Consider the following 652-nt stretch of genomic DNA (forward strand, 5'->3'; position numbering starts at 1 on the left):
GAAGCAGCCACCATTTAAAGAGTGCGTAATAGCTCACTGGTCGAGTGACTCTGCGCCGAAAATGTACCGGGGCTAAACGTACCACCGAAGCTGTGGGACGACTTACGTCGTCGGTAGGGGAGCGTTCTAAGGGCGTCGAAGCTAGACCGGAAGGACTAGTGGAGCGCTTAGAAGTGAGAATGCCGGTGTGAGTAGCGAAAACAGAGGTGAGAATCCTCTGCACCGAAAGCCTAAGGTTTCCTGAGGAAGGCTCGTCCGCTCAGGGTTAGTCGGGACCTAAGTCGAGGCCGAAAGGCGTAGGCGATGGACAACAGGTTGATATTCCTGTACCACCTCCTCACCGTTTGAGCAATGGGGGGACGCAGGAGGATAGGGTCAGCGCGCGACTGGTTGTGCGCGTCCAAGCAGTTAGGCGCCTCAAGTAGGCAAATCCGCTTGAGTAGGCTGAGCTGTGATGGCGAGGGAAATGTAGTACCGAAGTGCCTGATTTCACACTGCCAAGAAAAGCCTCTAGCGAGGTGAGAGGTGCCCGTACCGCAAACCGACACAGGTAGGCGAGGAGAGAATCCTAAGGTGCGCGGGAGAACTCTCGTTAAGGAACTCGGCAAAATGACCCCGTAACTTCGGGAGAAGGGGTGCTCCCTCGGGTGAA

The 652-nt window shown here is 56.0% G+C and carries 1 rRNA gene; it reads left to right on the forward strand.

Annotated features, from left to right (window positions below):
* A 23S ribosomal RNA gene (locus tag LD028_RS02530) occupies window positions 1–652 on the forward strand; the annotation flags it as partial.

It is taken from the genome of Anoxybacillus sp. LAT27, from assembly GCF_022030075.1.
GTDB classification, from domain to species: Bacteria; Bacillota; Bacilli; order Bacillales; family Anoxybacillaceae; genus Anoxybacillus; species Anoxybacillus kestanbolensis.